The organism is Pseudomonas fluorescens, assembly GCF_018614775.1.
In the GTDB taxonomy this organism is placed as follows: domain Bacteria; phylum Pseudomonadota; class Gammaproteobacteria; order Pseudomonadales; family Pseudomonadaceae; genus Aquipseudomonas; species Aquipseudomonas fluorescens_BY.
The window spans coordinates 1-25,970 of sequence record NZ_JAGGOF010000031.1; the positions used below are offsets into that span (position 1 = coordinate 1).

The 25,970-nt window shown below is 64.6% G+C and carries 27 protein-coding genes; 4 read left to right on the top strand and 23 right to left on the bottom strand.

What is annotated here, in order from left to right; all coding sequences use genetic code 11:
• Positions 1-27: 27 nt before the first annotated feature.
• The 23 genes from J7E36_RS08715 to cbiE form a co-directional block, all read right to left on the bottom strand.
• Complete coding sequence (locus J7E36_RS08715) at positions 28-333, bottom strand: urease subunit beta (RefSeq protein WP_215001892.1); 306 nt, start codon at positions 331-333, stop codon at positions 28-30.
• Entirely contained in the window at positions 330-863 is a 534-nt protein-coding gene (locus J7E36_RS08720; protein ID WP_215001894.1) for a GNAT family N-acetyltransferase, read from the bottom strand. Before J7E36_RS08720 ends, J7E36_RS08715 begins: the two co-directional genes overlap by 4 nt.
• Before the next feature lie 6 nt (positions 864-869).
• Positions 870-1,403, bottom strand: coding sequence for a GNAT family N-acetyltransferase (locus J7E36_RS08725; protein ID WP_215001896.1), 534 nt, complete (start codon positions 1,401-1,403; stop codon positions 870-872).
• Between the two features lie 9 nt (positions 1,404-1,412).
• Positions 1,413-1,715, bottom strand: a complete 303-nt coding sequence (locus J7E36_RS08730) for an urease subunit gamma (RefSeq protein WP_102881974.1) — start codon at positions 1,713-1,715, stop codon at positions 1,413-1,415.
• Between the two features lie 149 nt (positions 1,716-1,864).
• The gene (locus J7E36_RS08735) at positions 1,865-2,707 is read right to left on the bottom strand and encodes an urease accessory protein UreD (RefSeq protein WP_215001898.1); all 843 of its coding nucleotides are present in this window, start codon (positions 2,705-2,707) and stop codon (positions 1,865-1,867) included.
• A 30-nt stretch (positions 2,708-2,737) separates the two neighbouring features.
• The gene (urtE, locus tag J7E36_RS08740; RefSeq protein ID WP_215001900.1) at positions 2,738-3,436 is read right to left on the bottom strand and encodes an urea ABC transporter ATP-binding subunit UrtE; all 699 of its coding nucleotides are present in this window, start codon (positions 3,434-3,436) and stop codon (positions 2,738-2,740) included.
• A 134-nt stretch (positions 3,437-3,570) separates the two neighbouring features.
• Complete coding sequence (urtD, locus tag J7E36_RS08745; protein WP_435304164.1) at positions 3,571-4,443, bottom strand: urea ABC transporter ATP-binding protein UrtD; 873 nt, start codon at positions 4,441-4,443, stop codon at positions 3,571-3,573.
• On the bottom strand, positions 4,440-5,519 hold the full coding sequence (gene urtC, locus J7E36_RS08750) for an urea ABC transporter permease subunit UrtC (RefSeq protein ID WP_215001902.1): 1,080 nt from the start codon (positions 5,517-5,519) through the stop codon (positions 4,440-4,442). Before urtC ends, urtD begins: the two co-directional genes overlap by 4 nt.
• Positions 5,519-7,021 carry an urea ABC transporter permease subunit UrtB gene (gene urtB, locus J7E36_RS08755; protein WP_215001904.1) on the bottom strand — a complete coding sequence of 501 codons (1,503 nt, stop codon included), beginning with the start codon at positions 7,019-7,021 and terminating at the stop codon, positions 5,519-5,521. Before urtB ends, urtC begins: the two co-directional genes overlap by 1 nt.
• Positions 7,022-7,181: 160 nt before the next feature.
• Positions 7,182-8,447, bottom strand: a complete 1,266-nt coding sequence (gene urtA / locus J7E36_RS08760) for an urea ABC transporter substrate-binding protein (protein WP_215001906.1) — start codon at positions 8,445-8,447, stop codon at positions 7,182-7,184.
• A 216-nt stretch (positions 8,448-8,663) separates the two neighbouring features.
• Complete coding sequence (locus tag J7E36_RS08765) at positions 8,664-9,086, bottom strand: hypothetical protein (protein WP_215001908.1); 423 nt, start codon at positions 9,084-9,086, stop codon at positions 8,664-8,666.
• Positions 9,087-9,244: 158 nt separating this feature from the next.
• A complete protein-coding gene (locus J7E36_RS08770) occupies positions 9,245-10,255 on the bottom strand; it encodes a FecCD family ABC transporter permease (RefSeq protein WP_215001910.1) in 1,011 nt (336 codons plus the stop codon).
• Entirely contained in the window at positions 10,252-11,199 is a 948-nt protein-coding gene (locus J7E36_RS08775) for an ABC transporter substrate-binding protein (RefSeq protein ID WP_215001912.1), read from the bottom strand. Before J7E36_RS08775 ends, J7E36_RS08770 begins: the two co-directional genes overlap by 4 nt.
• Positions 11,196-11,984: an ABC transporter ATP-binding protein gene (locus J7E36_RS08780; protein WP_215001914.1), complete on the bottom strand. Its 789-nt coding sequence runs from the start codon at positions 11,982-11,984 to the stop codon at positions 11,196-11,198. Before J7E36_RS08780 ends, J7E36_RS08775 begins: the two co-directional genes overlap by 4 nt.
• A 204-nt stretch (positions 11,985-12,188) precedes the next feature.
• The gene (locus J7E36_RS08785) at positions 12,189-13,568 is read right to left on the bottom strand and encodes a PepSY-associated TM helix domain-containing protein (RefSeq protein WP_215001916.1); all 1,380 of its coding nucleotides are present in this window, start codon (positions 13,566-13,568) and stop codon (positions 12,189-12,191) included.
• 154 nt (positions 13,569-13,722) lie between these two features.
• The gene (locus J7E36_RS08790; RefSeq protein WP_215001919.1) at positions 13,723-15,849 is read right to left on the bottom strand and encodes a TonB-dependent copper receptor; all 2,127 of its coding nucleotides are present in this window, start codon (positions 15,847-15,849) and stop codon (positions 13,723-13,725) included.
• An 83-nt stretch (positions 15,850-15,932) separates the two neighbouring features.
• A complete protein-coding gene (locus J7E36_RS08795) occupies positions 15,933-16,376 on the bottom strand; it encodes a DUF2946 domain-containing protein (RefSeq protein ID WP_251030564.1) in 444 nt (147 codons plus the stop codon).
• An 11-nt stretch (positions 16,377-16,387) separates the two neighbouring features.
• Positions 16,388-16,867 carry a copper chaperone PCu(A)C gene (locus tag J7E36_RS08800; RefSeq protein WP_215001921.1) on the bottom strand — a complete coding sequence of 160 codons (480 nt, stop codon included), beginning with the start codon at positions 16,865-16,867 and terminating at the stop codon, positions 16,388-16,390.
• A 46-nt stretch (positions 16,868-16,913) separates the two neighbouring features.
• Complete coding sequence (locus J7E36_RS08805; protein WP_215001923.1) at positions 16,914-17,312, bottom strand: DUF2946 domain-containing protein; 399 nt, start codon at positions 17,310-17,312, stop codon at positions 16,914-16,916.
• A gap of 243 nt (positions 17,313-17,555) precedes the next feature.
• Positions 17,556-17,879: a DNA-binding protein gene (locus J7E36_RS08810; protein ID WP_215001975.1), complete on the bottom strand. Its 324-nt coding sequence runs from the start codon at positions 17,877-17,879 to the stop codon at positions 17,556-17,558.
• A 170-nt stretch (positions 17,880-18,049) separates the two neighbouring features.
• Positions 18,050-18,775, bottom strand: a complete 726-nt coding sequence (locus J7E36_RS08820; RefSeq protein WP_215001925.1) for a cobalt-precorrin-6A reductase — start codon at positions 18,773-18,775, stop codon at positions 18,050-18,052.
• Entirely contained in the window at positions 18,772-19,869 is a 1,098-nt protein-coding gene (locus J7E36_RS08825; protein ID WP_215001927.1) for a cobalt-precorrin-5B (C(1))-methyltransferase, read from the bottom strand. The genes J7E36_RS08820 and J7E36_RS08825 overlap by 4 nt, the downstream gene beginning before the upstream one ends.
• Complete coding sequence (cbiE, locus tag J7E36_RS08830; protein WP_215001929.1) at positions 19,862-21,073, bottom strand: precorrin-6y C5,15-methyltransferase (decarboxylating) subunit CbiE; 1,212 nt, start codon at positions 21,071-21,073, stop codon at positions 19,862-19,864. The genes J7E36_RS08825 and cbiE overlap by 8 nt, the downstream gene beginning before the upstream one ends.
• A 293-nt stretch (positions 21,074-21,366) precedes the next feature.
• Between cbiE and cobG the strand changes: the two genes are divergently transcribed.
• Genes cobG through cobJ form a run of 4 tightly spaced genes read left to right on the top strand, consistent with a single transcriptional unit; the run spans position 21,367 to position 25,730 of the window.
• Positions 21,367-22,686 (top strand): precorrin-3B synthase, encoded by a 1,320-nt coding sequence (gene cobG / locus J7E36_RS08835; RefSeq protein WP_215001931.1) that lies wholly within the window; start codon positions 21,367-21,369, stop codon positions 22,684-22,686.
• Positions 22,679-23,305, top strand: a complete 627-nt coding sequence (locus J7E36_RS08840) for a precorrin-8X methylmutase (RefSeq protein WP_215001934.1) — start codon at positions 22,679-22,681, stop codon at positions 23,303-23,305. The genes cobG and J7E36_RS08840 overlap by 8 nt, the downstream gene beginning before the upstream one ends.
• Complete coding sequence (locus J7E36_RS08845; RefSeq protein WP_215001936.1) at positions 23,302-24,036, top strand: precorrin-2 C(20)-methyltransferase; 735 nt, start codon at positions 23,302-23,304, stop codon at positions 24,034-24,036. Before J7E36_RS08840 ends, J7E36_RS08845 begins: the two co-directional genes overlap by 4 nt.
• Positions 24,036-25,730 carry a precorrin-3B C(17)-methyltransferase gene (gene cobJ, locus J7E36_RS08850; protein WP_215001938.1) on the top strand — a complete coding sequence of 565 codons (1,695 nt, stop codon included), beginning with the start codon at positions 24,036-24,038 and terminating at the stop codon, positions 25,728-25,730. The genes J7E36_RS08845 and cobJ overlap by 1 nt, the downstream gene beginning before the upstream one ends.
• Positions 25,731-25,970: the final 240 nt, after the last annotated feature.

Genomic DNA, 25,970 nt, shown 5'->3' on the forward strand with positions numbered 1-25,970 from the left:
ACGCAGAGCGTGGGAACGAGCTACGACCTAGAGGTCGCCCATCACCCGCCCGGCAAACCCGAATACCCGGCGATGCCCGGCCAGATCGACAAGCTCGACTTCCCGGCTCTGTCCCGGTTCGAAGCGCACGGCAGTGCCGGCTGGGATGTTCAGGCGCATGCCCCGGCTGGCAGCGCGGTCGAAGGTCAGGGCGTCATTGGTTTCGAAAAAGTGGTAGTGCGAACCGACCTGGATCGGCCGATCGCCGCTGTTGGCGACGTTCAGCGTCAGGGTGCGACGGCCGACGTTGAGTTCGATGTCGCCGGGCTGGGTCTGGTATTGGCCTGGAATCATTGCGGCTTTTCCAACGTCTTGAAGTAAATGGCGGTCGGCGAGTACGTCCCGTCCGGGCTCTGGCAGTAGTCGGGCAATTCACCGACGCGGGTGTAGCCCATGGCGCGGTAAAAGGCTTCCGCCTCGGATCCGGCTGCGGTGTCGAGGTAGAGCAGGCCGCGCTTGTACTGGCGCGCACCGAGCTCCAGGGCGTTCATCAATTGCTGGCCCAAACCCCGACGGCGGGCTTCGCCGCGCACGAGCAGCTTCTGCACCTCGGCGCGGTTCAGCCCGTTGGGTTTCTGGCACAGCGCGAGCTGCACGCTGGCCTGGACCTGCTCGTCCTTGACCACCACCCACAGCAGCAGGCTGCCCTGGTTGAGGCTGGCCTGGACCTCATCGAAATGGGCGCGGGCCTGGACGGCATCGAGGTCGGCCATGAACCCTACGCTGGCGCCGTGGCCCACGGCGTCGAGCAACAGATCGATCAGGCCCTGGCGATAATGCGCAAAGCTTTCAGCGTGGACTCGACGCAACTGGGCGGCGTTCATCGGGTTTCACTCCTTGTCGGCGGCAGGCGCGGGCGCGCCGGGATTGAGGTTCAATTGCATGAAAGTCAGGTCCAGCCACTGGCCGAACTTGGTGCCCACTTGGGGCATGTGCCCGGTGGTGACGAAACCGACCCGCTCATGCAGGCGGATCGAGGCAGCATTTCCGCTCTCGATGGCGGCGACCATGATGTGCTTGCCCCCGTCTCTGGCGTGCTCGATCAGTGCGCTCATCAACAGCGGCCCGATACCCCGACCGCGCTGGTCGCTGCGCACGTACACCGAGTGCTCCACGGTGTGGCGGAAGCCGTCGAACGGCCGCCAGTCGCCGAATGAAGCGTAGCCGAGCACGTTCTGCTCGCCATCGACGGCGACCAGCACCGGATAGCCCTGGGACTGCCGGGCGCTGAACCACGCCTGGCGATTGCCCAGGTCCACGGTCGCATCGTTCCAGATCGCGGTGGTGTTGAGCACGGCATCGTTGTAGATATCGCGGATCGCCGGCAGGTCGGCAGGTTGTGCGTCACGCACGGAGTCAGTCATGGCGTGACCTCAGGCGATGGGTTGGTGGACGGTGACCAGTTTGGTGCCGTCGGGAAATGTCGCCTCGACCTGGATCTCCGGGATCATTTCCGGGATGCCCTCCATCACCTGTTCGCGACTCAGCAACGTCGTGCCGTAGTGCATCAGTTCGGCCACGGTCTGGCCGTCACGGGCGCCTTCGAGCAGCGCCGCGGAGATAAAGGCCATGGCCTCCGGGTAGTTGAGCTTCAAGCCACGGGCCAGCCGCCGCTCGGCGACGAGGCCGGCGGTGAAGATCAGCAACTTGTCTTTTTCGCGTGGGGTCAGGTCCATGTGCAGTCCATAAGGGCAGATAAAAAATTTCGGGCTGAATAACGGTCCCCTGTGGGAGCGAGCCTGCTCGCGATAGCAACTGAACATTCAACATGGATGTTGACTGACACACCGCCATCGCGAGCAGGCTCGCTCCCACAGGAAGCAATTCAGGTGCTCCAGATTCGGGGTGGTATGGCTTCTCGGCCCAGCAACGCCGGACGCAGCAACCGCCACAGTTCAATCAACCAGCCCCGCGCCAGCAACGCCTCGCTCGCCAGGCACCGCGCGACCAGCAGCCCAGGCAACTGGGTCAGGTCTCCGCGCACGGCATGGCCCAGGGATCGGCATTGCTCCAACAATTGGCTATCGATTTCCCCCGTCACCAGCAACGTGGCAAACACCGGATCGCCGCCGAGCCCGATGGGCGAGTCCAGCAAGCTGTCACCGCCGACGATGCGCTGGCGCTCATGCCAGAGCAACTGGCCGTCGCGGCGGATGTCCAGTCGCGACTGGAAATGCCCGAGGTCAAAGCGCTCGCCGCTGGCCGGTCGGCCGAGGGCAACCACGTCCCAGTAGAACAGGCGCCCGTCGCCCTGCAGGTCGATGACGGTGCCGAGTTCTGCCTGGGCCGCGCTGAACACGATGGTTTCCTGGGGCAGCCATTCCAGGGTCGCGCCGGGGGCGACGCTCAGGGTCAATTGCTGGTACGCCGGGCCGGCGGCGCGGTACCACTTGGCCGCGCCAGGGCTGGTCAGTTGCGCCCAGGCGCCGGGGCCGACATCGGCACGGATCTCCAGGCGGTCGCCGCCGGCAATCCCGCCGGGCGGATGGACGATGATGTGCTGGCACACCTCGGGGCCCTCGGCGTACAGATGTTTTTGCACCCGCAGCGGGCCTTTATGGCGGCGCTGTACCGGGCGTGTGCAGTCACCGAACCGGGCGTAGCCCAGTTCCAGCTCGGCGTGCCAGCTGGGCGTGAACAGGGCGGTCGCGGATAAAGGTAGGTTCATGATTTCTGATGATCGTCAGGACGCTACAGACTAGATGGTAACCAGCCCGCGCACACCCTCCGCTTCCATGTTTTCTCCGCGCCCCTGCTGCACGATCTCACCCCGGGACATCACCAGGTACTGATCGGCCAGCTCGGCGGCGAAGTCGTAGAACTGCTCCACCAGCAAAATGGCCATGTCGCCCCGGGCTGCCAGTTTCTTGATGACCACGCCGATCTCCTTGATCACCGAGGGCTGGATGCCTTCGGTGGGCTCGTCGAGAATCAGCAGGCGCGGACGGCTGGCCAGGGCCCGGCCGATGGCGAGCTGCTGTTGCTGGCCGCCGGACAGGTCACCGCCACGGCGGTGTTTCATTTGCAGCAGTACCGGGAACAACTCGTAGATGAACGCCGGCACTTCCCTGGCTTCGGAACCAGGAAAGCGCGACAGGCCCATCAACAGGTTTTCTTCCACCGTCAGCCGCCCGAAAATCTCCCGGCCCTGGGGCACGTAGGCAATGCCGGCATGCACCCGCTGGTGCGGTTTGAACGCGGTGATGGTCTTGCCCTCCCAGTTCACCGCGCCTTCCCTGGCTGGCAGCAGGCCCATCAGGCATTTAAGCAGGGTGGTCTTGCCCACGCCGTTGCGTCCCAGCAGGCACGTCACCTCGCCGACCTTCACGTCGAACGACAGGCCGCGCAGGATGTGGCTACCGCCGTAGTATTGGTGGAGCTTGTCGACTTGCAGCATGTTCCAGATTCTCCTCAAGTCCCCTGTGGGAGCGAGCCTGCTCGCGATAGCGGTGGGTCAGCTTGCTTAGGTGTTGAATGTGCCGCCGCCATCGCGAGCAGGCTCGCTCCCACAGGGGAACAGCATTTTCCGCGCTAGCGACCGAGATACACCTCGATCACCCGCTCGTTGTCCTGCACCTGCGCCAGCGACCCCTCGGCCAGCACGCTGCCCTGGTGCAGCACGGTGACGTGGTCGGCAATCGCGCCGACGAAGCCCATGTCGTGTTCCACCACCATCAGCGAATGCTTGCCCGCCAGGGACTTGAACAGCTCGGCGGTGAAGTCGGTTTCGGCGTCGGTCATGCCCGCCACGGGTTCGTCGAGCAGCAACAGTTGCGGGTCCTGGACCAGCAGCATGCCGATCTCCAGGAACTGCTTCTGGCCGTGGGACAGCAACCCGGCCGCGCGATGCGCCGAGGTCGTCAGGCGGACGGTCTCCAACACTTCGTGGATACGGTCGCGCTGCTCGCCGCTGAGCCTGGCCCGCAGGCTGGCCCACACCGACTTGTCGGTTTTCAGCGCCAGCTCCAGGTTCTCGAACACACTCAGGGCCTCGAACACCGTGGGCTTCTGGAACTTGCGACCGATGCCGGCCTGGGCAATCTGCACTTCGCCCATGCTGGTCAGGTCGAGGGTTTCGCCGAACCAGGCTTTGCCGTGGCTGGGGCGGGTCTTGCCGGTGATCACGTCCATCAGCGTGGTCTTGCCCGCGCCGTTGGGGCCGATGATGCAGCGCAATTCGCCGACGCCGATGTACAGGTTCAGATCATTCAAGGCCTTGAAGCCGTCGAAGCTGACGCTGATGTCTTCCAGGGTCAGGATCGTGCCGTGACGGGTGTTCAGGCCCGGGCCTGCGGAGTGGCCGAGACCGATCGCATCGCGGCTGCTGCCGGCGTCCTTGTTGGGATCCGGGAGCGGGAAAATGACCGGCTCCAGCATGAATTCAGCGCTCGCCGTGACTCTCATTGCTCACCCCTTTTCTTCAGCAAGCCGATCACACCCTTTGGCAAATACAGGGTCACGATGATGAACAGTGCCCCGAGGAAAAACAGCCAGTACTCGGGAAACGCCACGGTGAACCAGCTTTTCATGCCGTTGACCACGCCGGCGCCCAGCAGCGGCCCGATCAGTGTGCCGCGCCCGCCGAGGGCGACCCACACGGCGGCTTCGATGGAGTTGGTCGGTGACATTTCGCTGGGGTTGATGATACCCACCTGTGGCACGTACAACGCCCCGGCCAGGCCGCAAAGGACCGCGCTCAGCACCCAGACGAACAGCTTGAACCCGCGGGGATCGTAGCCACAGAACATCAGCCGGTTCTCGGCGTCCCGCAGCGCGGTGAGCACTCGGCCGAACTTGCTGCGGGCCAGGCGCCAGCCGATGAACAGGCTGGCGACCAGCAGCAATACCGTCGCCAGGAACAGCACCGCCCGGGTCCCCGGCTCGGTGATCCCAAAGCCCAGGATCGTGCGGAAATTGGTGAAGCCGTTGTTGCCGCCAAACCCGGTCTCGTTGCGAAAGAACAGCAGCATCCCGGCGAACGTCAGGGCCTGGGTCATGATCGAGAAATACACGCCCTTGATCCGCGAACGAAAGGCGAAGAAACCGAACACCAGTGCCAGCACGCCCGGCGCCAGCACCACCAGGCACAGGGCCCAGAGGAAACTATGGGTGCCGGCCCAGTACCAGGGCAGTTCGCTCCACGACAGGAAGGTCATGAAGGCCGGCAAGCCATCACCGGCGGCCTGGCGCATCAGGTACATGCCCATGGCATAGCCGCCCAGGGCGAAGAACAGACCGTGACCGAGGGAGAGCAGCCCGGCGTAGCCCCAGACCAGGTCCAGCGCCAGGGCGACGATGGCGTAGCAGAGAATCTTGCCCACCAGCGTCAGGGTGTAAGCCGAGACGTGCAGCGGGTGGTCCGCCGCCAACAGCGACAGCAGCGGCAGGCTCAGCAGCGTCGCCAGGATCAGCGCGCCGACGGCGAGGGTGAGTTTGGGGCCGGCCTTTTGCGCGGCCGTGAGCATCAGGGGCTGGTTCATCAGTCGATTACCCGTCCTTTGAGCGCGAAGAGGCCTTGCGGACGCTTCTGGATAAACAGAATGATCAACGCCAGGATGAGGATCTTGCCGAGCACGGCGCCGATCTGCGGTTCGAGAATCTTGTTGGCGATGCCCAGCCCGAACGCGGCAAACACGCTGCCGGCCAATTGGCCGACCCCGCCGAGCACCACCACCAGGAACGAGTCGATGATGTAGCTCTGGCCCAGGTCCGGGCCGACGTTGCCGATCTGGCTCAACGCCACGCCTCCGAGCCCGGCGATGCCCGAGCCGAGGCCGAAGGCGAGCATGTCCACGCGACCGGTGGGCACGCCGCAGCAGGCCGCCATGTTGCGGTTCTGGGTCACGGCGCGCACGTTCAGGCCCAGGCGGGTCTTGTTCAGCAGTAACCAGGTGAGCACCACCACGGACAGCGCGAACGCGATGATGACGATGCGGTTGTACGGCAGCACCAGGTTCGGCAACACCTGGATCCCGCCCGACAGCCAGGCCGGGTTGGCGACTTCGACGTTCTGCGCGCCGAACACCAGGCGCACCAGTTGGATCAGCATCAGGCTGATGCCCCAGGTGGCGAGCAGGGTTTCCAGCGGGCGCCCGTAGAGGTGGCGGATCACCGTGCGCTCCAGGGCCATGCCGATCGCGGCAGTGATGAAAAATGCCACCGGCAGGGCGATCAGCGGGTAGAACTCGATAGCGTTGGGGGCGAAGCGCTGGAACAGCATCTGCACCCCATACGTGGAATAGGCGCCGAGCATCAGCATCTCGCCGTGGGCCATGTTGATCACCCCCAGCAGGCCGAAGGTGATCGCAAGACCCAAGGCCGCGAGCAACAGGATCGAGCCCAGGGACATGCCGCTGAACGCCTGGCCCAGCAACTCGCCCACCAGCAGTTTGCGCTTGACCTGGGCGAGACTGGTTTCGGCGGCGGTACGCACCGTGGCATCGGTTTCGACGCCGGGCTCCAGCAGGCCTTCGAGCCGGGTGCGGGCCAGCGGATCGCCGGTTTCACCCAGCAGTCGAACGGCGGCCAGGCGCACGCTCGGGTTGGCGTCCACCAGTTGCAGGTTTGCCAGGGCCAGGCTCAGGGCGGCATGCACCGCTTCGTCCTGCTCACCTGCGAGCTGTCGGTCGAGAAACGCCAACTGGGCCGGGCGCGCACTTTTCTGCAATTGCTGCGCTGCAACCAGGCGCACATGGGCATCGCTGGCGAGCAGTTGATGGCTGGCGAGGGCAGTTTCGATCAGCCCGCGCAGGCGGTTGTTCAGGCGCAGGGTCTTGGGCTGGCCGTCGACGGTCAATTGGCCTTGCTGCAAGGCATCGATCAGCTCGACACGCCCGGCCTCAGGCTGCGCGGCCCATTCTTCCAAGAGCCTGGCCTGCTGGGTCGGGTTGGCGGCGACGAAGTCTTCGGCTTCGCCGGCGTGGGTGGCCAGTGGCAGCAAGAGTGCGATGGCGAGGATGAGGCGGTAAAGGGCAGTGGGCATATGCTAGGCCTTGCGCGGTCTTTCTTTTGTGGGAGCGGGCTTGCTCGCGAATGCGGTGGGTCAGTCACATGTGCTCTGGCTGAACTGCCGCATTCGCGAGCAAGCCCGCTCCCACAGGGGGAGTGTGTCGGTCCCGGGATCCGGGCCGACACCCATGGGCTCAGTTACCCTTCACCGCATAGTCGGGCTTCTTGTCGTTGCCCGCGATGAACGGGCTCCACGGTTGGGCGCGGATCGGCCCTTCGGTCTGCCAGACCACGTTGAACTGACCGTCGGCCTGGATCTCGCCGATCATCACCGGCTTGTGCAGGTGGTGGTTGGTCTTGTCCATGGTCAGGGTGTAGCCCGACGGTGCGGCGAAGGTCTGGCCGGCCAGGGCTTCGCGAACCTTGTCGACGTCGGTGGACTTGGCTTTCTCCACCGCTTGCGCCCACATGTGGATACCCACGTAAGTGGCTTCCATCGGGTCGTTGGTCACTGCTTTATCGGCGCCCGGCAGGTTCTTGGCCTTGGCGTAGGCTTTCCACGAATCGACGAATTTCTTGTTCGCCGGGTTATCCACGGACTCGAAGTAGTTCCACGCCGCCAGGTTGCCCACCAGCGGCTTGGTGTCGATGCCGCGCAGTTCTTCTTCGCCCACCGAGAACGCCACGACCGGTACGTCGGTGGCTTTCAGGCCCTGATTTGCCAGTTCCTTGTAGAAGGGCACGTTGGAGTCGCCGTTGACCGTGGAGATGACCGCTGTCTTGCCGCCGGCCGAGAACTTCTTGATGTTGGCGACGATGGTTTGGTAATCGCTGTGGCCGAACGGGGTGTAGACCTCTTCGATGTCCTTGTCCGCCACGCCGTTGGAGTGCAGGAACGAGCGCAGGATCTTGTTGGTGGTGCGCGGGTAGACGTAGTCGGTGCCCAGCAGGAAGTAGCGCTTGGCGCTGCCGCCTTCTTCGCTCATCAGGTATTCCACCGCCGGAATCGCCTGCTGGTTCGGCGCGGCGCCGGTGTAGAACACGTTCGGCGACATCTCTTCGCCTTCGTACTGCACCGGGTAGAACAGCAGGCCATTGAGTTCTTCGAACACCGGCAACACCGATTTACGCGACACCGAGGTCCAGCAGCCGAACACCACGGCGACCTTCTCCTGGGTCAGCAACTGCCGGCCTTTTTCAGCGAACAGCGGCCAGTTCGAGGCCGGGTCCACCACCACCGCTTCAAGCTGCTTGCCGTTGACGCCGCCCTTGGCGTTGATCTCGTCGATGGTCATCAGGGCCATGTCCTTGAGGGACGTCTCGGAGATCGCCATGGTGCCGGACAGCGAATGCAGAATGCCGACCTTGATGGTCTCGGCGGCCTGGACGGTCCAGGCCATGCCCATCGCGGCAATGCTTGCCGAGAGTGTAAAAGCCTTGATCAAGCTGCGACGCTTCATTGTGCGATCTCCGTGGACTCATGGGTTTCTTGGTTGGCAGATGCAGGCATTGAAGTGTCTTTAGCAAACGCTGTGCCTGGTCGCGGTCAGGCGTATAAACCTCGCTCCAGAGCGATTGGGATTGAAGGCGAGCGCACCAGCCCGGCACGTGGTGCAGGCATTGGTGCGCCGCAGTGCGCCACGTTGGGGCGCGGGGAATATCTGAGGGCTCGAGATTCAGCCTTTCACGCAGTATTCCAGGCCGTGGCCGCCGCCTTCGTACTCAGGACCGTAATAGTATTTGGTGAATGCGGTCTTGCCATCGAGGGTCGGTGCGAACTGCGCCGTGCCGATGCCGTAGTCCTTGAGCGTTGGGTCAGTGTGGGCGAAATAGATGGCCATCGCGTCGGAAGTGCCGGCGGCAAAACCCTTGTACAAGGCGTTGTCCGCCAGGGTCAGGGTGAAGTGATAGGCGCCGTACTTGCCGGTGCTTTGGCTGGCATCGATGGCCATCTCCACTACGCCCTTGTATTCGCCGATATGGCTGTCCATGCCAGTGCATTCATAACGGCCGCTGTAATCGGTACCGGTAAAGGGGGCCGGAGCCGCCCAGATCGGGGTCGACAGCAAGGCAAGGCTGGCGAGGATTTTCCTGAACATAAGTGATCTCCTTTGTCATAGGCAGGTGTGGTCTCAGCGGGGAGTCGCTCTGCACGCGTCGCCCCTCCTGGGCACGGCGGAGTATGGCGTGAAGCGTAGGGGCTTCTCTCCAGGGGAATTGAAACAGCATTTTTCGACTATGACGCCGGGCTGATGGCTCAGCGGCGGCGCATCAGGCCGATGAAGAACAGCCCGCCAATGGCCGCTGTCGCCACGCCAATCGGCAAGTCTTCCGGCGCGATCAAGGTCCGGGCGGCGACATCCACCCACACCAGGAACAGGCTGCCGAGCAACGCGCAGGCCGGCAGCAACCGGCGATGCTCGGCACCCACAAGGCGCCTCGCGATGTGCGGGACCATCAGCCCGACGAAACCGATCGAGCCGCTGATGGACACCAGCACGCCGGTCATCAGCGACGCGATCAGGAAAATCCACAAACGCACCCTCGCGGCATTCAGGCCCAGGGTCACGGCGGTCTGCTCGCCGGCCATCAAGGCGTTCAACGGCCGGGCCATGCCCAGCAGCAATACCAATCCCAGCAACACACTGGCGGCCGGCACGGCCAGCAGTTCCCAGCGTGCCAGGCCCAGGCCGCCGAGCATCCAGAACATCACCGCCGAACTGGCGCGATGATCACCCAGGAACAGCAACAGATTGGCCGCCGCCATCATCACGAACGACACCGCCACGCCGCAGAGCAACAGGCGATCACTTTCCAGGCGGCCCTGGCGACTGGCAATCGCCAGCACCAGCAACATGCTCAGCAACGCGCCGATGAACGCCGCGAGGGGCAGGGTCAGCGAGCCGATGAACTCACCGACATGCAGCACCACGATCACCGCTCCCAGTGTGGCGCCCGAGGTCACACCCAGCAGGTGCGGGTCGGCCAATGGATTGCGGGTGACCGCTTGCAACACTGCACCAATCAACGCCAGCCCCGCGCCCACCAGGGCACCGAGCAGCAGGCGCGGTACGCGGATCAGCCAGACGATATGTTCCTGGCCGGGCGTCCAGTACACGCTGCCCATGCCCAAAGCCTTGTTCAGCAGGATGTCCCAGACCACCGCCACTGGCACTCGCGCCGGGCCGAAGCCCAGGGACACCACGCATGACACCAGCATCAGGGCGCCGAGGAAGATCAGCAGTCCGGCATAGCGACGAGGGTTCATCGGTCGTGAAAACCCCGGGCCAGGGTCTGCACCGCCAGCACATTATCGATCCCCGGCGTGGCCTGGACGTAGGGGATTACGATGAAGCGCCGCTGCTTGATCGCCTCCACCGATTGCAGGGCCGGGTTGTTCAGCAGGAATTGCTGCTTCTGCTCGGCGCTGACCTCGCCGTAGTCGACGATCACGATGACCTCGGGATTGCGCTCGACCACATTCTCCCAGTTCACCCGGGTCCAACTGGTCTCCAGGTCATCGAGGATATTGCGCCCGCCCGCCGCGTCGATCAGCGCCTGGGGCATGCCGAGGCGGCCCGAGGTCATGGCGCGGTCTTCGCCGCTGTCGTACAGAAAGACCCGGGGTTGCCGGGCCGGCAGGTGCTGGCGAACGTCGGCCACCTGGGCCTGCATTGTGGCGATCAACGCGTTGGCGCGGTCCTGGACGTCGAAGATCCTGCCGAGATTGCGCAGGTCGTTGTAGGTGTCGTCCAACGAAGCCGCCGGACGTTTCATCACGAACGCGCAGGACTCGGTCAGTTCATACACGTTGATGCCCAACGGTTGCAGCGTTTGCGGGGTCAGGTCCCCGCCGACCCGCATGCCGTAGTCCCACCCGGCGAAAAAGAAATCCACATCGGCGTTGAGCAGGGTCTCCACCGACGGGTACTTGGCGGCCAGTTCCGGCAGGCCATCGAGGATTTTCGCCATCTGCGGCGTCACCGATTTCCAGCCGCTGATGCCGCTGTAGCCGACCATGCGCGGCTTGAGCCCCAGGGCAAGCATCATCTGGGTCATGTTGATGTCATGGCTGACCGCATGCCGGGGGGCTTCGTTGAACACCACCTGGCGGTTGCAGCTCTGGATCGTCAACGGGTAGCGGGTGGCTTCGGCCAGGGCTTGGGTACTGCCCAGGAGCAGCGGGAGCAACAGCAGCGAACGCAAAGTCATGGTTGGGTTATCCAGGTGATTCGTGGGTAGCCGGACAGAGGGTGTTCATCCACCAGCGCGTCAATGCCGAACACCTCACGCAACAGCCCGACCGTCAGGACTTCCCTGGGCGTGCCATTGGCGACAATTCGGCCGTGATCGATCACGTACAGCCGGTCACAGAACGCGGCGGCCAGGTTCAAGTCGTGAAGGCTGGCGAGGGTGCCGATGCCCAGGCCCTTGATCAATTGCAGCAATTGCAATTGGTAGTGCGGGTCGAGGTGGTTGGTTGGCTCATCGAGGATCAGCAATTGCGGTTGCTGGGCCAGCGCGCGCGCCAGGATCACCCGTTGCTTTTCACCGCCGGACAGTGTGGCGAAGGCGTGTTCGCCGAAGCCTTCAAGCCCTGCCGCCGCCAGTGCCTGGAGGACCAGGCGCCGATCCTCTGCGGTGTCGCCATCGAACAGGCCTTTGTGGGGCGTGCGGCCCATGGCGACAACCTCTTCCACCGTCAGGCCGAAGGCGTCGGGAAACTCTTGCAGCACCACGGCGATGCGTTGGGCGCACCAGCGCGAGGACTGTTTCCAGACGTTGTGGTGGGCCAGCTTGACCTCGCCATTTTCCGGCCGGCTGAAACGATAGGCGCAGCGCAACAGGCTGGTCTTGCCGCTGCCATTGGGTCCGATCAGCCCGACGAACTCTCCCGCCGCCACCTGCAACGTGACGTCACGCAGCTGGAACGGGTGATGGCCGTGACCATGGCCCAGGGGTGTCCAGGCGAGGTGGGAGAGGGTGAGCGAGGTCATGCGGGTACTCGGATGATGGGGTTGAACACTTATCCCCCTGTGGGAGCGAGCCTGCTCGCGATAGCGGTCCGTCAGTCACAACGCTACTGACTGATCCACCGCTATCGCGAGCAGGCTCGCTCCCACATTTTTGGACTGGGTTTGCAACTCGGTAGCGGGCGCGATTGTAGAGGTTTCGCGCCGCCTTTCGTTAACGCAGCGTCTTCAACTTGAAGATGAAGCCACCTCAGCCTGGCGAGTGAATCGGGTGACGAGCCAATCCAGCAGCCACACCACCACCAGCGATGCCCCGACCAACGGAAACACCACCGCCAGGGCCAGCATGATAAAGACGCCGGTCTTCCAGGTTGGCAGGTCGTGGCGCAGCGGCGGTACGCCGAACTTGCCCTGGGGCCGGCGCTTCCACCAGATCACCACGCCGCTCACGGCGCTGAGCAGGATCATCAGGCAGATCAGCAGCACGATGATCTGGTTCAGCGGGCCGAACATCTTCCCTTCGTGCAGCATCACGCCGGTTTCGGTGGCGCGGGCCACCAGGCTGTAGTGTTCCCAGCGCACATCGGCCAGGACCTTGCCGGTGTACTGGTCAACGTGCAGGGTCGCGTCGTCGCGCGGGTCATCGGCGAACACGGCAATGGTGAACACGCCGGTCGAGGTGGTCGGCAGGGTGATGCTGTAGCCCGGCTCGACGGTGCGTTCGCGGGCGATGTCCTGCACCGCTTGCAGGCTGACGGTGGGTGCGGCCGGGCCCTCATGGGCGCCGCTGTGGTTCATGTGTTCAGCGTGGTCGCCGGACATCGGCATCGGGGTGTTTTCCATGGCCCAGGGCACGGTCTGGCGGTGGGCGTTGTTGAGGCTGCCGGCCTCGACGTCGGACTTGGGCACGTCGTTCCACATCGCCGCCGGGAAGCGGTTCCAGAGATCGGCGTATTGCTTGCCCCAGAAACCGGTCCAGGTCATGCCGCTGAGCAGCATCACCAACAGGAAGGCTGCGCCCCAGAAACCCGCCACCACATGCAGGTCACGCCAGAACAGCCGGCCGCGCGCGCTCCAGCGTGGCCACAACACCCCGGCCGACGATTGCCCGCGCGGCCACCACAGGAACACCCCCGAGACCACCAGCACCACGCCCCAGCCGGCGGCCATTTCCACCAGTCGGTCACCGACCGTGCCAATGAGCAGTTCCCCGTGGATGGCCCGGGCCATGGCTTGCAGGTTGTTCTTGGCATCCTGCTCGCCGAGGACGTCGCCATGGTACGGGTCGATGAACACGTTCAGCTCGCGGCCCTTGTCGATCACCACGAATTGCGCGCTGCGCTCGGGGTTCATCGGTGGCAGGTACTGTTTGACCTGGCCTTCGGGGTAGGCCTGGCGGACCTGCTTGAGCAGGGCGTCCGCTGCCAGGGTGTGATGCCCGGCCGGTACGTTCAGCAGGCTGCCATACATCAGCGGGTCGAGTTGCGGCTTGAACAGGTAAATGATCCCGGTCAGGGCCAGCATGACCATGAACGGTGCCACGAACAGCCCGGCATAAAAATGCCAGCGCCAGGCCAGGTTGTAGAAATTCGGTTTCGGTTGGCTCATCGAAAAGCGCTCCGCAGGGCAAATTGGGTTGTACGGTCATATCCCTGTGGGAGCGAGCCTGCTCGCGAAAGCGGCGGTACATTCAGCACGGATGTGACTGATAGACCGCATCGCGAGCAGGCTCGCTCCCACAGGTTTTGTGCAGTTTTTGTTGTTAGAAACTCATATCCACCTTGGTCCAGAGCGTGCGCCCCGGCTCGTTGATGGCTTGCGGGTCGCTCGCCGGGTAACCGAACCCGGCGTTGCCGGCCAGGTTCAGGTGCTCGGCGTAGGCTTTGCCGAACAGGTTGTCGACGCCGCTGCTGACCTTCCAGTGCGTGTTGATGCGGTAGGCGCCGTTGAGGGAGAACACGCCGAAGCCCGAGCTGTTGCCGTAGTCCTTGCCGACCACGTTGCCCTTGTTCTCATCGATCCGGCGCTGCGCCGCCACCACGCGCCACAGCGCACCGGCGCTCCAGCGGTCTTCGCTGTAGGTCAGGCCCAGGCGAGCGTCCAGCGGTGGCATCTGCGCCAGGGCGCTGCCATCGCTGCTGTTCTTGCCCCAGGCGTAGGCCAGGGTCGCATCGGCCTTCCAGCGCTCCGTCAGCTTGTAGGCCGCGCCCAACTCACCGCCCATGATTCGCGCATCGATGTTTTCGGCCCGGGAGGTACTGCCCATCATGCCGGGCGTGTAGTCAAACAGGATGTAGTCGCGCACCTGCCCGACATAACCCGACGCCCAGGCTTCGAGCGTCTCGGTCTTGTACTGCAGGCCGAAATCGAACTGGGTGGTTTTCTCCGGCTTGATTGCGTCGAAGGCATTGCGCGAGCCGCTGGGGCCGGCGTTCGCCGAGAACAGTTCCCAGTAGTCGGGGAAGCGTTGCGCGTGGCCCAGGCCGGCGTAAACCGTGGTGGGGCTGTCGGCCAGGTCGTGCTCGTAGCGGACGAAGCCGCTGGGCAGGGTGTCGGCGCGGGTGTCGTCGGCAGTGGGATTGGGCCGGGCGGTCATGCCGGAACCGATGCTCTGCCGGTAATCCCTGGCCGAGGCGCGGTCGAGGCGGGCGCCGCTGATCAGCCTGTCGCGGTCGGCGGCGTACCAGGTCAATTCGCTGAACACGCCGTAGTTGTGAAAGTCGGCGTCCTTGGTGCGCGGCAGGTCCTTGTAGGTGTCGACGCCCATGCTGCTGCGCTGGCGATGTTCGTTGGTCTGCGCGTCCAGGCCGCTGATCAATTGCACATCGGCCCAGTGCCAGGTGGCTTTGATGCGCGCGCCGAGGGTGCGCCGGTCGACGTTGGAAGCCATGGGCCCGGCCATCATCCCGGTCCCGGACGGCGTACGCAGTGTGTAGTTGTCCATCACATGATCGGCGTAGTTGTAGTAGACCTGGGCCTCGACCTTATCCAGCACCTTGCCGATGTTCGAACGCTCGAAGCGCAGCCCGAGGCTTTCGCGCTTGAATTGCGCACCGTCCATGCCGCGCCCGGCGTAGCGCGCCTCGCCGTCGCCCTTGCCGGCGGTCAGTTCCAGCAGGGTGTCGGCATCCGGCGTCCAGCCGAGGGTGACGTCGCCGTTCCACTTGTCGTAGCGCGAGGGCACCGTGTCGTTATTGCCATCGCGATAATCGTCCGAATGAGCGGTGTTGCCGATCACCCGTACATAGCCCAGCGATCCGCCCGCAGCGGCGTCCACCACCTTGTCGAAACGCCCGTTCGAACCGGCCAGCACGCTGGCGTTGACCCGCGTGCCCAGCTCGCCGAACTGTTCCGGCTCGCGGTCGAACAGGATGGTTCCGGCCGATGAACCAGGGCCCCAGAGCACCGTTTGCGGGCCCTTGATCACCGTGAGTTTGTCGTAGGTTTCCGGCGAAATGTACGACGTCGGCGCGTCCATCCGGCCGGGGCAGGCCCCCAGCATCAGGCTGCCGTTGGTGAGGATATTCAGCCGTGAGCCGAACATGCCCCGCAACACCGGATCACCGTTGGTGCCGCCGTTGCGCACCAGGGCGAAACCGGGAATGGTCTTGAGGTAGTCACCGCCATCGCTGGCCGGTACCGGCTGGCGTGGGTCCTTGGGGTGGGTGACGATGGTCAGGGGCGAGCTGGGCGCGATGGCGGTGATGACCGTCGGGCTCAGTTCTTCAACCTGGCCTTCAGGGTGATCGTGCTCGTCGGCCAGCGCGTGGGAAGTCAGTAGCAGGCCGCACATGGCGGCAACGGTGGAGCGAAAACGAACCCGTGGCTCATTCAGGGGGCAGTGGGCCTGGGCAGTGCCCAAAGCGGTGCCGGCAGAAAACCTGGACATGATGATTCCATCGAACAGACATGGACGACACGGTCGGGCAGCCTGGGGCTGTCTTCTGCGACCGGGTTGGAAGTTTGTCGGGTTTACGCTGCGACGGGTGGGGCACGGGTGCGGGCACCCGGGAAGAAGGACGGCCGGGCATGACCCAGGCGTGGGGAAGGACTGGTGAAGGTATGCGGGGGTGGTGTGTCGTAGACGGCAAAGGTGTGACCGCCAGGCAATGCCGGGCAGTTGGACAGCAGGTTGCAATAGCCGCATTTTTCCCACAGCGCGTGATGCTCGCTTTGCGGCGGGCAGTGTTCGGCTGCTGGCGCCTCATGCCCGGCGTGGGCGCTCGCCGGCATGTCCATGTCCATAGGCATGGTCATGCTCATGGACGAAGGCATGCGTTGATCCATCGGCATCGACTGAGAGATCAGTGGGCCGATAAAGATCATCAACATGGCGAACAGGCTGATCCAACTGCCGCGTGTCAGGCTCAACGGCTGACGACGGGGCATGGAAGGCCTGGCGCGGGAACGCGGCATGGGCGCTGCGATCAGTGCGTGTGGGCTTCGGTTCTAGTCCCGTCCGGGGCTTTTTTCTGCACCGCGACGTCGACAGTCACATCCCCGGCTTTTTCGAAGTGCAGGGTCATGGCAAAGCGTTTGCCATCGCTCAGCAAGCTGCGATCCTTCAGGTCCAGCAGCATCACGTGGTAAGCCATCGGGGCGAAGGTGATGGTCGCGCCGGGGGCAATCGTGACGGTCGGCACGGGTTGCATCTTCATCAGGTCGTCTTGCTTCACATGCTCGTGAAGCTCGGCCTTGCCGGCGATCGGCGAGTCGACGCCGAGCAGTTTGTCGGCGGTTTTACCGGTGTTCTGGATCACGAAGTACGCGGCCACGGTCGGCGCATTGGGCGGCAGTTCCTGGGACCAGGGATGGGCGATCTCCAGTTCACCCACCTTGTATTGGTGAGCCTGGGCAAAGCCAACGGGGAGCAGCAAGGCTGCCAGCAGAATGAGTCGGTTCAACATGGTGATTCTCCGGAAAATTCAGGACGCGGTTTTTTATGCGGAGGAATCAGACCAGGGGCGAGGCGCGGGGATTGAGGCTCGGCCATTGCTGGCGTGGCGTGGGGCTGTCGAGCTTTCGCTGGGAAGCTGCGCGATGGGCTAACTGGGCATCCAGGTACAACTGTGGGACATTCCCGGTGAGTGCCACCAGCACCGTCGAGCCCGCGCAGCACCAGCAATGCTGCATGGTCGAGTGATCGTCCTTGCGGGGCGTACTTTGCTCAAGCGTGCCCAGGGAAATCGCCATCATCTTCGTGCCACTGGACGAGCAGAAACTGCCCCACAACAGCTGCTCGGCTGGCGCATCCATCTTCGCACTCGCGTTGCCGGAAAGCGGCATGGCAAGCATGTTGAACAGCACTGCGAAGCAGGCGATCCAGGCAAATGCTAGCCGTTGTCGGGACATGGGCGAATCCGCTCGTTGGGCGATCAGGTGGCGGTATTTAGCCTGATCGGGGGTCAGAAGTAAAAAAGCCATGTGCGGTGTAGGGTCGCAGGGCTCGTGCTAACTGTAGCAACAGATCTTCAGGTGCGGGGCGGCGGCGGGGGAGCTTACTCCCGCAGGAAGGTGAAGCGGTTGTGTGCCCTGCCATAGCACCTTTCAAGAGAGCAGCACTGTCTCAAGTCGCATTTCCATGCAGAGCTAAAATCAGTGTGCAGGTACAGCATGTACCTGCATATCTACTCCTAGCGTAGTGCGAATGACCGCAAATATCGCCGCAAGGTTATCCATGCTTGGATTGCCTTTGGCTGAGAGCATCCGGTGCAAGCTTTTGCTCGGTTTGGAGGTTTCCTTAGCCAGCTCTTCGAAACCGACGGTGGCATTGATGAGGTCACGAAGGATCATCCTCGCTAGCTCTGGTTCTCCGTTCAAAAACAGGGTTGCGGCTTCGTCCAGCAGAGCCTGCGCAAACTCAGGCTCACGCCTGGCGCGTTCGGCAATCGTGTGTTTGTAGCTTCGTGTGAGAGCCATTGCGTTACCTCGTGCTCTTTTCTGCTTTCTTCCGGGCTTGGAATCCAGACTGGAATACCAGCGCTCAAATGGGCTTGTATTGTCGTCCTGCAGATATTCTTCGAGTGTAATCACGGGCGACCTTGAAGGTAACAAATAGGTTACTTCTTGTGCAAGGTCGCCATCTTGTCTTACGCGCTCGAAAGTGCCAACGCCTTAAGTGTTTCCTTAAACGACCAGAACTCCCGATCCACCCCCGGCAACACCGGCCGCTTCAACACCAGCACCGGCACCCCACGCTCCCGCGCCACTTCCAGCTTCGGCTCCGTTGCGGTGCTGCCGCTGTTTTTGCTGACCAGCACATCGATCTGCCGTCGCTCGAACAGCTCGCGCTCGTCGTCAAGGTGAAACGGTCCACGGGCGGCGATGACTTCGCAGCGCTCGTTGCCGGGGTAAATGTCCAGGGCGCGCAGGGTCCAGAATTGCTCCGGTGGAATTTCGTGCAGATGTTGCAGCGGTTCGCGACCGAGGGTGAACAGGGGGCGGTGGAACGGTTGCAGGGCCTGGGTCAGTTCGGCCCAGTCGGCCACTTCGCGCCAGTCGTCGCCGGCCTGGGGTTGCCACGCCGGGCGGCGCAGGGCCCAGCAGGGAATGGCGCAGGCGCGTGCCGCTTGGGCGGCGTTGTGGCTGATCTGGGCGGCGTAGGGGTGGGTGGCGTCCAATAGCAGGCTGATGCGCTGTTCGCGGATGAACTGCGCCAGGCCTTGCGCGCCGCCGTAGCCGCCGACCCGTACCTGGCAGTTCAGGTCGGTGGGAACGCGACCGACGCCCGCCAGGCTGTAGATGTGTTGCGGGCCGAGCGTGCGGGCGATGGCGAGGGCTTCGGTGACGCCGCCCAGCAGCAGGATACGGTTCATTTGAGCGCTCCGGCGTGGCCGACGATCCCGCCCTGGCGATCGATGGCAAAGACTTCGACTTGTACCTGGCTGGGCACGACGCTGCGGGTGAAGGCCAGGGCGTGCTCGCACACCGCGTCGCCGAGGGCGATGCCGGCGGCGCTGGCCATTGCCAGGGCTTGCTGGCTGGTGTTGGCGGCGCGGATGTCCTGCTGCAAGGCCTCGTCGGCGCCAATGGCTGCCGCCCATTCGGCCAGCTGCGGCAGATCGATGCTCGAGTGACGGCTGTGCAGGTCCATGTGGCCGGCGGCGAGTTTGCTGATTTTGCCAAAACCGCCGCAGAGGCTGAGTTTGTCCACCGGTACCTTGCGCACATGCTTGAGCACCGCACCGACGAAATCGCCCATCTCGATCAGGGCGATTTCCGGCAGATTGTAGACCCGGCGCATGGTGTCTTCGCTGGCATTGCCGGTGCAGGCGGCGATGTGCAGGTAACCGTTGGTTTTCGCCACGTCGATGCCCTGGTGGATCGAGGCGATGTAGGCCGCGCAGGAAAACGGCCGGACGATGCCGCTGGTGCCGAGGATCGACAGGCCACCCAGAATCCCCAGGCGGGGGTTCATGGTTTTCAGCGCCAGGGCTTCGCCGCCCTCGACATTGACCGTGACTTCAAAACCGCCGCTGTAACCGGCCTCTTCGGCCAATCGGCCGAGGTGATCGTTGATCATTTTGCGCGGCACCGGATTGATTGCCGGCTCACCGACGCCCAAAACCAAGCCCGGTCGCGTCACGGTACCGACGCCGGCGCCGGCCACGAAACGCACGCCGGGTTCTGTCGTCAATCGCACCTGGGAAAACAACAGCGCGCCGTGGGTCACGTCCGGGTCATCGCCCGCATCCTTGATCGTCCCGGCCTCGGCGCCCTGGTCGGTCAAGCGGCAGAACTCCAGGCGCATCTGCACTTGCTTGCCCTTGGGCAGCACGATGTCCACGGCATCGGCGTAAACGCCGCACAGCAGCAGGCGGGCCGCCGCCAGGCTGGTGGCGGTGGCGCAGCTGCCGGTGGTCAGGCCGCTGCGCAGGGGCGCGGGTTGCTCGGCGGTTTCGTCACGCATCGAGGGGCTTCGTCAGGTCGAGCAAGGTAATCGGCAGCGCTTGGCGCCAAGTGTCGAACTCGCCCAGTGGCTGGGCCTGGGCGATGTGGATCCGGGTCAGTTCGCCGCCGTGGCGTTCGCGCCAGTTCATGAGGGTCATTTCGCTTTGCAGGGTCACGGCGTTGGCGACCAGGCGTCCGCCGGGCTTGAGCTGTGCCCAACAGGCATCGAGCACGCCTTCGCGGGTGACGCCGCCGCCGATGAACACCGCGTCCGGTTGCTCCAGTCCTTCCAATGCTTGCGGGGCCCGCCCGCGAATCAGTTGCAGGCCGGGCACGCCGAGCTTGTCGCGGTTGCGCTCGATCAGCTCCTGGCGACCCTCGTCGGCTTCGATGGCCAGGGCCCGGCAACTGGGGTGGGCGCGCATCCATTCGATGCCGATGGAGCCGCTGCCGGCGCCGACATCCCAGAGCAACTCACCGGGCGTCGGGGCCAGGCGCGCCAGGGTGACGGCGCGCACGTCGCGCTTGGTCAGTTGGCCGTCGTGCTCGAATGCGCTGTCTGGTAAGCCAGCCAGGCGCGACAGGCGCAACGCCGAAGGGTCGGCCCGGCATTCGATGGCGATCAGGTTCAGGTCGGCGACGGTTGGATCGGACCAATTCGCGGCGTCACCGTCGAGGCGCCGTTCCGCGTCGCCGCCGAGGTGTTCCAGCACGGTCATGGTGCTGGGGCCGAAGCCGCGTTCGCGCAGCAATGTCGCTACGGCGCTTGGGCTGTGGCGGTCATTGCTCAGTAGCAACAACCTGACGCCGCTGGACAAGTGAGCGTTGAGCACCGCCAAGGGGCGCGCCACCAGGGACAGGGTGACCACGTCTTGCAGGGCCCAACCCATGCGCGCTGCCGCCAGCGAACAGGATGATGGCGCGGGGATGACCAGCATCTGATCCTCCGGCACCTGTTTGGCGAGACTGGCGCCGACGCCGTAGAACATGGGATCGCCACTGGCTAATACACACACCGGCTCACCCCGTCGCGCCAGCAGCGGTTCCAGGGAGAACGGGCTGGGCCACCGTTCCCGCTCGCCACGAATGCACACCGGCAACAGCGCCAGCTGGCGAGCACTGCCGATAATGCGCGAGGCCCGCAGCAAGGCATGGCGAGCCGTCCGGCCCAGGCCCTTGAAGCCGTCTTCGCCGATGCCCACTACGGTCAGCCAGGGCGTCATCTGTGTTCCTCGAATAAGTGGGTTTGATCGGCGAGGGCTTGCCCCGCGAACCGGACCGCCATCATACCGCGACCCTCAATCAGCGCGCGAACCTGTGGGAGCGGGCTTGCTCGCGAAAGCGGCGGCACATTCAACATCACCGTCTCAGTCAGACCGCTATCGCGAGCAAGCCCGCTCCCACCGTTTTGATCCGGGAGCACACAATCCGACCGGCAAGCTTTTCATGCCCCCCGGCAAAGCAGGCATAATGGCGACCTTCGCCAGCATGGCGTGTCTCATTGACCGGTTTCCCCTTGAACGAACGACCATCCTCCTGCGTCATCCGCCCCTCGGGTTGTCCGGGGTTGTTGCGTGTCGTCCAGGCGCTGGACGGTGGCATCTGCCGGATCAAGCTCGACGGCGGTGCCATCCGGGCCGATCAGGCCGAGGCCGTGGCGTCGGCGGCCGAGCGTTTTGCCGGCGGGGTGATCGAGGCGACCAACCGGGCCAACCTGCAGATCCGCGGCATCGGCCCTGAGCACGGTGCATTGATCGAGCACCTGCTGGCCGCCGGACTCGGCCCCCGAAGCCCGGCCGGCGACGACGTGCGCAACCTGATGCTCAGCCCTTCGGCGGGGATCGACCGGCAGATGCTGCTCGACACCCGACCACTGGCCGCCGACATACTCGCCACCTTGCAAACCCACGACCGCTTCCATGAACTGTCGGCCAAGTTCGCCGTGCAGTTGGACGGCGGCGAGGCGCTGGCCATGCTCGACCATCACCATGACCTGTGGCTGTCGGCGTTCAGGCGCGACGGCGAGCCCTGGCTGGCTTTCGGGCTGGCCGGTTTCCCCCTGGATAAACCCGCGGGGGCGGTCCCCCTGGACGAGGGACATGGGCTGGTCGTGGCAGTGCTGGAACTGTTTATCGAGCTGGCGCGCCCAGACCAGATACGCATGCGCGATCTGCTGGCGGAAATCCCCAGCCACGGGTTCATCCAGCAATTGGCCCGCCGCGTATCGCTGCAACCGTGCAGCGATTGGCAGCGGGAAGCGTCCACCGATGGCTTGCACATCGGCATCCATCCCCAACGCGACGACCGGGTTTATGTCGGCGCTGCGGCCGCTCTTGGCCGGCTCGACGCCGGCATGCTGCGGGGCGCCGCGCAACTGGCCCGTGAGAAGGGCGACGGTAGCCTGCGCTTCAGCCCTTGGCAAAGCCTGTTGCTACCCAACGTCCATCGCGAGGACGCGGACGACGTGCTGGCGCGGCTCCAGGCCCTGGGCCTGTTGTGCGCGGCCGAGCAACCCCTGGCGCGACTCATCGCCTGCACCGGTTCCAGTGGCTGTGGCAAGGCCCAGGCCGACACCAAGGCCGACGCCCGGCTGTTGGCCGACCGGCTACAAGCCGAAGGTGGGCGCTTGAACGTTCATCTGTCCGGTTGCCCGCGCTCCTGCGCGGCAGCCCACATCGCGCCTGTCACCTTGCTGGCGGTCGCGCCCGGTCGCTACGACCTGTATCTTCGCGACGCCACGCTGCCGGGTTTCGGCGCGTTGCAGGCGCACCATCTGACTATTGAAGCCGTCAGCCACTGGCTCGACGCTCGCCCCCGGAGCCCCCTTGATGCTTGATTACATCCGCGACGGTCAGGAGATCTATCGCAATTCCTTCGCGATCATCCGCGCCGAGGCCAACCTGGCGCGCATTCCGGCCGACCTGGAAAAACTCGCGGTGCGGGTGATCCACGCCTGCGGCATGGTCGAAGCCGTCGATGGCCTGCAGTTTTCCGCCGGCGCCGGCACGGCCGGGCGCCAGGCGTTGGCTGCCGGTGCGCCGATCCTCTGCGATGCGCGGATGGTCAGCGAAGGCGTGACCCGCGCGCGGCTGCCGGCGAACAACCCGGTGATCTGCACCTTGCGCGACGACAGCGTGCCAGCGCTGGCCCTTGAGCTGGGCAACACCCGTTCGGCCGCCGCCCTGGAACTGTGGCGCCCGCACCTGGAAGGCAGCGTCGTGGTCATCGGTAACGCGCCGACCGCGCTGTTCTACCTGCTGGAAATGCTCGATGCCGGCGCGCCGAAACCGGCCCTGATCCTCGGCTTCCCGGTGGGCTTCGTCGGCGCCGCCGAGTCCAAGGCGATGCTTGCGGCCAACAGCCGCGGCGTGCCGTTCGTGATCATGCAAGGTCGGCTGGGCGGCAGCGCCATGGCCGCCGCCGCCGTCAATGCCCTCGCCACGGAGATCGAATGATGCAGCAGCCTGGACGTCTGATCGGCCTCGGCGTGGGCCCCGGTGACCCGGAACTGATTACGGTCAAGGCCCTGCGCCTGTTGCGCGAGTCGCCGGTGGTGGCGTATTTCGTCGCCAAGGGCAAGAAAGGCAACGCCTTCGGCATCATCGAGGCCCATTTGCAGGAGGCGCAAACCCTGTTGCCGCTGGTCTACCCAGTGACCACCGAAGCGCTGCCGGCGCCGCTGTCCTACGAACAGATCATCGCCGATTTCTACGACACCGCCGCCGAACAGTTGACGGTGCACCTGGACGCCGGCCGCGACGTCGCGGTGATCTGCGAGGGTGATCCGTTCTTCTACGGCTCCTACATGTACCTGCATGATCGCCTCGCCGAGCGCTATGACGCCGAAGTCATTCCGGGCGTGTGCTCGATGCTGGGCGGCGCGTCGGTACTGGGGGCGCCGCTGGTGTATCGCAACCAGAGCCTGTCAGTGCTGTCCGGTGTGCTGCCCCATGAAGAGCTCAAGCGCCGCCTGGCCGATGCCGACGCGGCGGTGATCATGAAGCTGGGACGCAACTTCCCCAAGGTCCGCCAGGTGCTCCAGGAATTGGGCCTGGACGGGCGGGCGCTCTACGTTGAGCGGGCGACCATGGCCAACCAGAAAATCGTGCCGCTGGATGAGGTCGAGCCGATGTCCTCGCCGTACTTCTCGCTGATCATCGTGCCGGGCGAGCGGTGGCAAGGTTGATGACTTCCAATACGCCGGCCATCGTCATCCTGGGCCCGGGCAGCCTCGCAACGGCGCAACGTATCCAGCAACGTTATCCGGACGCGCTGATCCACGGCCTGGCCGGACGGGTCGAAGGCGCGGACCGGCAGTACGCCGAATTCGGCGCGACCCTGCGCGAACTCTATCTGCAGAACACACCGATCATCGCCCTGTGCGCGGCCGGCATCGTCATCCGCACGCTGGCGCCGCTGCTGCTGGAAAAGGGCCAGGAGCCGCCGGTGCTGGCGGTGGCCGAGGATGGCAGCGCCGTGGTGCCGCTGCTGGGCGGCTTGGGCGGGGTCAATGTCATGGCCCGTGAAATCGCCCAGGCGCTGCACGTAATGCCGGCGATCACCACCAGCGGCGAGCTGCGTTTCGGCACTTGCCTGCTCAATCCGCCGAGCGGCTATAGCCTCGGTGATCTGGAGCAGGGCAAGCGCTTCGTGTCGGATTTGCTGGCCGGCGAATCGGTGCGCATCGACGGTGCCGCGCCGTGGCTGGATCAGGCGCAGTTGCCCCAGGATGCCCAGGCGCGGCTGGCGATTCGGGTCGACAGTGCGGCGGGTGTGCCAGCGGTGGACGAGCTGCGTATCTATCCACGCAATGTCGTGGTCGCGATAGCGGCGGGTGCGTCGCCGGCCATTGGCGAGGCCTTGCAGGCGGCCGGCCTCGCGGTGCAGTCGCTGGCGTGTCTGTTGGCAGCGGACAGTGACATGGCGCGGCTCGAACTGCACGAAGCCGCCGCGGCCCTGAACGTGCCGCTACGGTTTGCGCCGGCCCAGGGAGCGGTCGGCCCATGGCTGAGCGAAGCCCTCGGAATACCCGCGTCGGTTCGCGTGGTGGGCGAGCATGCCGTCGCGGTGGCCGAACACCCCCTCGACCCACAACGGATCGGCCGACCGCGCGGGCGTCTGGCAGTGATCGGCCTGGGTCCGGGGGCCGCCGAGCTGATGGTGCCGGCGGTGCGCGCCGAACTCGATCGCGCCACCGATGTGCTCGGCTACGAAACCTACGTGCGCATGGCCGGCCCTTTCCGGGCTGACCAAGTGCAGCACTGCACCGACAACCGCGAGGAAATGCAGCGGGCCCGCCATGCTTTCGAACTGGCGGCCCAGGGGCGCTCCGTGGTGGTGGTGTCCTCCGGCGACCCTGGCGTGTTCGCCATGGCCGCAGCGGTGCTCGAAGCGTTGCATGAGTCGACGCAGGCCGATTGGCACCAGGTCGATCTGCAGATCCTTCCGGGCGTCTCGGCCTCACTGGCGACGGCCGCCCAGGCCGGCGCACCGCTGGGCCATGATTTTTGCGTGATGTCGCTGTCGGACAACCTCAAGCCATGGTCGATCATCGAAAAGCGCCTGGACCTGGCCGCCGAGGCGGACCTGGCCCTGGCGTTCTACAACCCGATCTCCCGGTCCCGGTCCTGGCAGCTGGGTCGGGCGCTGGAAATCGTCGCGCAGCATCGCACGGCGCAAACGCCGGTGGTCCTGGGCCGCGACATTGGCCGCCCGGGCCAGACCTTGCGCGTTACCACGCTGGGGCAATTGACTCCGGATCAGGTGGACATGCGCACCATGGTGTTGATCGGCTCCTCCACGACCTGCGTGTTTGCGCGCAGCGATGGCGGCGAGTGGGTGTACACACCGCGCTGGTACGGCGAAAAACCTGGCGCATAAGCCCGTTGTGGCGAGGGATAAATCCCCTCGCCACCTGTTCATCCATTTCCTTACATAAACTGCACTACGGCGACTGAGTATGGGCATACATACGATGTAATCAGCCAGAGTTGTGGTTATTTAAATGATTAAACTAGATTGTCGCTGTCCGCAGGAGCGGTCATTCAACGCACACATCCGTATAAAAGGATCGGATGTTCGTGATTAAACAATTTTAGTCGGCGCTGGATTCAATTCGAG